General features: G+C 59.9%; 10 protein-coding genes and 1 pseudogene. 1 reads left to right on the plus strand and 10 read right to left on the minus strand.

Annotation, left to right across the window (positions count from 1 at the left end):
- From GA0061099_RS38245 to GA0061099_RS41750, 10 genes and pseudogenes are all read right to left on the minus strand, one after another.
- The coding region (locus GA0061099_RS38245) for an EscU/YscU/HrcU family type III secretion system export apparatus switch protein (protein ID WP_141697807.1) at positions 1-313 on the minus strand (313 nt) is incomplete at its 3' end.
- A 6-nt stretch (positions 314-319) separates the two neighbouring features.
- On the minus strand, positions 320-1,108 hold the full coding sequence (sctT, locus tag GA0061099_RS38250) for a type III secretion system export apparatus subunit SctT (RefSeq protein WP_074448625.1): 789 nt from the start codon (positions 1,106-1,108) through the stop codon (positions 320-322).
- 93 nt (positions 1,109-1,201) lie between these two features.
- Positions 1,202-1,462, minus strand: coding sequence for a type III secretion system export apparatus subunit SctS (gene sctS / locus GA0061099_RS38255; RefSeq protein ID WP_074448626.1), 261 nt, complete (start codon positions 1,460-1,462; stop codon positions 1,202-1,204).
- A complete protein-coding gene (gene sctR, locus GA0061099_RS38260) occupies positions 1,459-2,121 on the minus strand; it encodes a type III secretion system export apparatus subunit SctR (RefSeq protein ID WP_074448627.1) in 663 nt (220 codons plus the stop codon). The genes sctS and sctR overlap by 4 nt, the downstream gene beginning before the upstream one ends.
- The gene (sctQ, locus tag GA0061099_RS38265) at positions 2,118-3,104 is read right to left on the minus strand and encodes a type III secretion system cytoplasmic ring protein SctQ (RefSeq protein WP_074448628.1); all 987 of its coding nucleotides are present in this window, start codon (positions 3,102-3,104) and stop codon (positions 2,118-2,120) included. The genes sctR and sctQ overlap by 4 nt, the downstream gene beginning before the upstream one ends.
- Positions 3,101-3,763, minus strand: a complete 663-nt coding sequence (locus GA0061099_RS38270; protein WP_074448629.1) for a hypothetical protein — start codon at positions 3,761-3,763, stop codon at positions 3,101-3,103. The genes sctQ and GA0061099_RS38270 overlap by 4 nt, the downstream gene beginning before the upstream one ends.
- Positions 3,764-4,416: 653 nt before the next feature.
- Positions 4,417-4,602 carry an IS66 family transposase zinc-finger binding domain-containing protein gene (locus GA0061099_RS43070; protein WP_338060715.1) on the minus strand — a complete coding sequence of 62 codons (186 nt, stop codon included), beginning with the start codon at positions 4,600-4,602 and terminating at the stop codon, positions 4,417-4,419.
- A gap of 141 nt (positions 4,603-4,743) precedes the next feature.
- On the minus strand, positions 4,744-4,881 hold the full coding sequence (locus GA0061099_RS42600) for a hypothetical protein (RefSeq protein ID WP_244621052.1): 138 nt from the start codon (positions 4,879-4,881) through the stop codon (positions 4,744-4,746).
- Positions 4,882-5,005: 124 nt separating this feature from the next.
- A pseudogene (gene tnpB, locus GA0061099_RS38280) lies at positions 5,006-5,295 on the minus strand (IS66 family insertion sequence element accessory protein TnpB).
- Between the two features lie 23 nt (positions 5,296-5,318).
- Complete coding sequence (locus GA0061099_RS41750; RefSeq protein ID WP_158644931.1) at positions 5,319-5,474, minus strand: hypothetical protein; 156 nt, start codon at positions 5,472-5,474, stop codon at positions 5,319-5,321.
- Positions 5,475-6,133: 659 nt separating this feature from the next.
- Between GA0061099_RS41750 and GA0061099_RS38285 the strand changes: the two genes are divergently transcribed.
- Positions 6,134-7,062: secretin N-terminal domain-containing protein (locus GA0061099_RS38285; protein WP_141697808.1), on the plus strand; the 929-nt coding region annotated here is incomplete at its 3' end.

Below are 7,062 nucleotides of genomic sequence, written 5' to 3' on the forward strand. Positions count from 1 at the left end.
ACACGTGGGCGCCCACACCGCCGATCAGGACGACGCCGAGAAACGGCATTGTCAGGCTCTGTATCTCACGGGTGTACGATCCCAAGAGTTGCAGCGCGACAACGATAAAGTTCTCATTATTCAGATGCGCGATGGGTAACAGGAGCGCTGCCTCAAGTCGGTCCACCAGGCGAGGCAAAGAGGCGACGAACAAGGCGAAGAACCCAATGGTCAGCACCGCCGAGACAACCTCCCTGCTCTGAGCGACCTGTCCTTTCTTACGCAGCTCGCGCAGCCTTTGACGGGTCGGTTTTTCGCTCTTACCAGCTGGCATGGATACTCACATGGCGATGCGGCGAACAAATGCAACAGGCGATAGCCCGTGATCGCCGGCATGGGTCAAAACAGTCGCGAGCGACAGGATCAGCAGCAGCAAACCAATCACGCTTTTAACAGGCATAGCGACGTAGAAGACCTGCAATTGTGGCGCGAACCGACCGATCAGCGCCAGACCCAATTCGCTTAAGAACATGGCGAGAATTGCTGGACCGGCGAGGAGCAATGTCAACAGCATGACGAGGTCTGCGAGACTCAGCACCGCCCCGACGAACGCTGGACCAATTGTCGGACGAAAGGTCCACACAGGCCAGATTTCATGCGAGCGATAGAGTGCCTCCAGGAGCTTGGAGAAGCCTCCCGTGACGAACAGCCATGTGAGGTAAAGCTCACCCAGGAATGTTCCAAGCGGGGAGGTTTGATTGCCGCTTGCCGGATCGAGCAGACTGGCCATCGTTGCCCCCCTTTGGTTGTCAATGAACGTGCCGCACGCCTCGACGCCCCACATGACGGCAGCAATTGGCAAGCCGAGTACAAGACCGAGCAGAAGTTCCTTCAGTCCGAGGCCCAGGATTAGCGTCAGGCCGGCAAAATCGAGGTCCTCAGGCCTTGTTGTCCAGGCGAGGCCTATTACAGGGAACGACAATGCGATAATCACGCTGTTGCGGGCCATTCCTGTCACCATGTTGCGCGCGAGGACTGGGACGACCAGCATCATGCCCGATATGCGCGCGACCGCGAGCATGAGGACAACGAGGACGGTACGCATCTCAGCCGGATCAAGTGACAACATGAAAGGACAACCAGGATGATGAAGAGCGGCCGCGGTCCTTCCTGCAGATGCCGCACGCGATGGATAATCGACGACCTGCTCGAGCTCTGACGCCTACACTGCGCCGATCCTGTCGAAGATTCGCGTGGTATACCGGCCAAGCGCCTCAAACCAGCTCGCGGTGGCGACCAGCACAAGATTTACGCTTATCAGCTTCACAGCGAAGGAAAGTGTCTGCTCTTGAATCTGGGTCATGGCCTGGATGAGACTGATGATCAGTCCCACTATCGTAGCGACGAGGACTGCCGGCAAGGACAGCACAACCGACAGTGTAAGCGCTTCAATGGCGACGTTGACGAGCGTGGCGGAATTCAAGACGCCGGTCCTGCGTAGGACAAGACGAGGCCGTGGATGAGGCGCTGCCACCCGTTCACGGCAACGAACAAGAACAGCTTGAATGGCAGAGATATCGTCATGGGTGAAACCATCATCATGCCCATCGCCAGAAGAATGTTGGAGATAACGAGATCGATAACGATGAATGGCAGGAACAGCAAGCACCCGACCTTGAATGCCTCTTCCAGTTCAGACGTGATGAAGGCCGGGATCAAGATCAAAAACGCGCTGTCGACGACGTCAGCCGAGTCGTCCTTACTCCACAACTTGTGCGTGGCATTGACGAAGAAATGACGTGTTGTCGTGGATGTGTTTTTGACGAGGAAGTCACGCACTGGCTCGGCGCCTATGGCTATCGTGTCGACTAATTCTCCGAACGTTTGGTACGCGACTGGCCTGTCACGCAGAGCCTGATACGCACTCTTCGCCACTGGCTGCATGATGTAGGCCGAAAGTAAGATAGCGATCGCGTTCAAGGCCATGTTCGGTGGGATATTCTGAACGCCGAGTGCGTTGCGCAGCAGCCCAAAGACGACGACAAGCTTTACGTAGGACGTTACCGTAATCGCAACAAAGGGGAGGACCGCGATGGCTCCCATCAGGACGACAAGCGTCGCGGGGTCGGGCAACGTGTTCATCGCTCAGCCCGCGGCAAGCGCAGATCCAGCAAGCGCACCCCGGTCCGCTCAGCAATGCGCACTAGCTCACCCGTCGCGACGACTTGGCCATTGACGCGCAGAGAAACGTTAGTGGTTGCATCAAAGCCGAGATCGATGACTTGGCCCACCGCGAGTTCGCGAAGCTGTGCCAGCGGCATGATCAAACGTCCGACGTCCACATCGACCGTCAGATTAAGGCTGCCGAGGCTTTCAGGCGGGAGGAACTCCGGCTTATCCATCAAACGATCCACTACTGATTGGACGGAGAGTCGGTAATCCCGGATCGAGGCACGAAACCAGGGACTGTTAGAGAGGTGCGCGACAACAGTTATCGCGCCATCATTACGCACCGATTGATTGTCGAGCAGGATGACGTCACCTTGCGCAAGTCGCTGTAGTTCCGCCAGGGCAAGGCTGATGGGAGCAATGCGCACATCCAGAAGAAGCGGAAGCTCATCGAGCGCTGCGGCCACCACCGGCAGGTCGGAGCAGCAGTCGGCGACCCACTGCAGCCCCTCACCATCGACTTCTGCCAAACCGACTAGATCGTTCGGCTGCTCCAGCCGAACAAACTTGAACGCGTAGGGACGCGGGGCCGCAACGTCGGAGCAGGACCAGGTCGGCCGCTGACCGCACCATCGCTCCACCTCGATCGCCAGATCCTGGAGAACGATATCAAACAATATTTCGCTCAGGCCGTGGCCCGGAGGCAATGTGGTGATCTCCGGCCATCGCTCGACAGCCAGCTGCGGAAGGAGCATTGCCCCCAATGCGAGGCGGATTTTGTGGCCGCGCACACTCATTACGACGGCGGAACTTGGCGCCGGGATGCGTCGATGCGCGGAATCGGACATGACCGCCTGCACCTCGATGCCGGCGAGACTGAAAGCAAACGGAAGACGACTCGCAATTCGCGATATTGCGACGGCGTCGCGTCGCTCATAGCGAGGAAGGTCGATCATGAGCTCTTCTCAGCGCTGTAGCGGAAGGTCGCCTCCGACCCCGAAGAGTGCCGATGACAGTTCTCTTGCTGCAAAAGTGACCTTCGGCCAACCACTGCAATCGTGACGCGCATGCCGAGCCGGTCAGACAGGTCGCGCGCAAACGCTTGGCCTCGCAATTGCAAGATGGACCTGAGGCGATCGGAGACGATGTGGAGAGATAGCGTATCGTCGCGGCAGCTGACGGACACAGATGCGCTTCCAAACACGACACGATTCAACGTGATGTACGCCGTTGCGCCCCCGACGCGGTCCGGACATATCAAAACGCGCTCGACGATCTGCTCCGCCAGCTCAGCGAGCTCTGCGGAACGTGAAAGCTTTCCGTCCACTCCCGGATCCTGTGCATAATCCAGCATGACGGACTCGAGCGCGACGGCGGGCACGCAGGAGAGCGCAACGCTTCCCATCGCCACCGGATCATGCGGATCGTTGGCGAGCGTCCTGCAGCCGGAACCATCCGCGGGCGACTCGCAGTCATCCAGGGCGGCTTCTTCGAACCGTCGTCGAAAGCGCTCGTAATCCGCACCAGGCACAGGCTTCCGGGCCGCGAACGTGTTCGGGGGCGAGCGGTCACGTGGCGCGATTGCCGACATCGAAGCGCTGTCACGGACCTTCATCAAGGCAGCTCAATCGCAGCTTCTCCAGACATCAAACGCGCCGCAGCCACAGTCAGGCTGAAATGGCATGCCGACAGCCTATTTCGCGCATTGCAGCACCGCGGCTCATCGCTCCAGTCACCAATCACGACCTTGTACCCCGGAAAACAAGAGGAGGTACGCGCCGCTCAGCACGAGGCACTCCCTTCCATCCCTTTGATCTGCTTAGGGCCGCTCAGAAGCAAATACATTTTCGATATCGGTCCAGCTGATCGCGCTATGGCGCAGCTCAACGATAGGGCCAGGCCCGGTCCATATGGTTCATGAACGGCCGCGTGCGCGGAGTCTCAGGCGCTTGGCACCGCTTAATATTCCCGTCGGCTTCGTCAGCCCAACCCGGGAAAAGCGCCTAGTCGATCCCGCAAGGCCTGTCGATTTGCGACGATGTTGTCGAGGCGCGGCTGCTCTGGCCGGTGTCCGTGTAACCAGCGCCCGCGTGGCGTCGAGCACGAAGACGCCACAATCATAGCCGTTCTGCTGCTGCGCCATGGCAGCTATCCTGAGGCGGGCGCCCAACCGTGCTGCAAGCTCTTCTACGGCGGCCCGGTTCCTGTTCCCGTCTGAGTCGAGAACCCTCCACGTGAGCCACGAGTGCGGTCGATGCCATTCCGCCTTCAGCCAAACGCGGCAGCACCTTCGCCTGCGCCGTCGGTGCAACCGCGGCAGGCGTATTTGGGACGAACCGTGCGTAGTACCCGCAGGATTCCCGGGATCACGTCCAGCACCTCGCTGACGTCCTCGCCGATTTTGTGAAGCTGACCCTGACAGCACGGGCACGCGGTCGCCGCTGGCCCCAGCACCTGCTCGCAACGCGGCAGGTGATGGGGCAGCGCCCCCGATGTTGCGGCGCGCCTTCTTGCGCGGCTTGACGGAGGGCTTCGTCGCGGGCGTATCGTTGTTGGTCGGCGCAGGGAGCGTGGTGGCGTCGGTCTCGAGATCGCCTAGCCAAGCGCCAGCTGGGCTGCGACAATCACCGCAAGCCGCTCCGAGCGCTTGCCGAAGATCATCTCCCTGAGCGTCTGCATCGCCACACGCAGCTTCTCATTCTCGGCGTCAAGCGCGAGCACCATCTCGGTCAAAGCCGCTGCGTCGGGTCGGAAGAGCTTCGGGGCGAATTGTCATGATCGAACGATATACCCGCGCATCACAGGCTCCAGCAAAATCTTCGCCTCTCAGCCGATAACGGCCGGTCGCCTCACAGGCTTAAACACGCGTCCACCCAAGTCCGTCGAGCAGCATCGCGAATTGTGTCGCACTTAGATACGCCACGCCGTCGCGGATCGGCGGCCAGGTGAAGCGTCCCTGGTGCAGTCACTTCGTCACCACCACCATGCCGCTGCCGTCCCACGCCAGAAGCTTCACTCTGTCATGCGCTTGCTGCGGAACACGAAGACGTCGCCGCAATACGGGTTCGCTCGCAGCGCTTCGCTCACCAGCGCCGACAGCGTGTGTACCGACTTGCGAAAGTCGACCGGCTGTGCCGCCAGCACCATCTTGAGGTCAGACCGTAATGCAATCAACGGATGCCCCGAAGCGCCGATAGCATTGTCGAAAGCGTCGCCAGCTCCACTCCGGGCTCGACCCGGATGCGTGCCCCGCCGACCTCGATCCTAAGATAGGAGCCGCCGTCCTGCCTGGCATCAAGCATGACTTCATGCATGGCGTCTGCCATCGCCCACCTCCAAAAGACAGTTCATACCCGGCTGTATCGCAGCTTATTCGCGCGATGCCCAGGTGGAGGGCTCATACCGGTTACGCTTGACGTGATCGATGATCATCGCGGTCGTTCAGCCGACGACGACATACAACGCGCTGTTTTGGAACCACTGGCAGCAGAGTTTGTCTGGCTGGTCCGGTTTGCGTCCGCGATCTCGCGCTTCACCCGTAACAGCCAAGATTGGCAACAACACATCGAGGCGTGCCGCGTGGTGAATACCTCCTGCATATCCAAAAGCGACCATCAATGTGCCGTCAAGCACGGAGCGCTTGCAGTTCCATCACTTCCCGGTATGACCCCATATCGATGAACTAATTTGCGGCTGGGCGGGTCTCCGCTACTGACACTCGGAAGAATCAGCAAGCTGCTATTTGTCTTATCCTCGGGAAAGTTTCGCCGCTGAGCGCCAGGGCCCAATATCGCTCGCGCTCCAACACTCCAGAGAATGGCTTTGCGCTGGCACATGGAAACATTGAATGAATGCACATCTTCCGCAAATGTGCCCCTCTTCGCGCCCCACGGTACTTACGTTTCTTTGTCTACTCCTCACGGGATGCGCGGGCTCGACCGCTGAGCGCAACGTTCTACTGAACCCGCCGAGCGGCGTTCGGAAGGTGTCCGAACATACATACTCCGAGGGCGCATCGCTCGCGGGGGGCTTTGAAGTGTTGACCCAGCCATCCGCCCCGCCTGCCGAAACCTCGGAGCGTCGGCTACCGGTCACCACCAACAGCACGCTCGTCAGTCTGGACTACGTCAATGCTGATATTCGGCGGGTCGTGAATGACGTGGTCGGCAATATCTTGGCAATGCCCGTTGTGATCGATCCCGGCGTAGAGGGAAAGATAACGCTCCGGACGTCCGGCAAGGTTCCGGCGAGTGACGTTCCGCGGCTGCTGGACGAAGTGCTGGGAAAGTCTGGTTACGGACTGGCGGCAGTCGACCGGGGAGTCAGGGTGGCGCGCCTGGCTGACCTCGCCGACGGAGGGCGCGGCGATGTTAAGGTAATTCCCGTTCGTTATGTCGATCCAGTCGAGGTCATCAAGGTCATCCGACCAAACGTCGAGGAAAACGTTCATTTGGCGCCTGCCCCCCGACAACGAGGCATCGCGATCAGCGGGCCGCCCGGTGGCGTCAGTTCCGCGCGTGAACTCATAGCCTTGCTGGACATCGATAGCATGCGCCACAAGTCCTTTGCACTGTATACCCTGGCTCAGGCAAGTCCCGCCGCAGTCGAGAAAGACCTCAATTTTCTATTCAATCAGAATGCTGAGGGCCGGGCGCGACTCCGGTTTGCATCACTGGAGCGGTTGAACGGCATTCTTGTAGTTGCCGACGACCCTGCGGCGCTCCAGCTCGCGCGTGAGACAATCGAGAAGCTGGACAGAACGTCGAAGGCAGCAGCAAACGTTCAAGTGCGGCCACTGAAGCACCGAAGGGCGACGGAAGTGGCTCAGGTGCTGGCGCAAATCTTCGGCGCTGAGCCGGGCGTCGCAGCAGCGCCCGCACAGTCCGATGGAGAGTCCGGCAAGGTGCCGGTGGC

Source organism: Bradyrhizobium yuanmingense, from assembly GCF_900094575.1.
Classification (GTDB): domain Bacteria; phylum Pseudomonadota; class Alphaproteobacteria; order Rhizobiales; family Xanthobacteraceae; genus Bradyrhizobium; species Bradyrhizobium yuanmingense.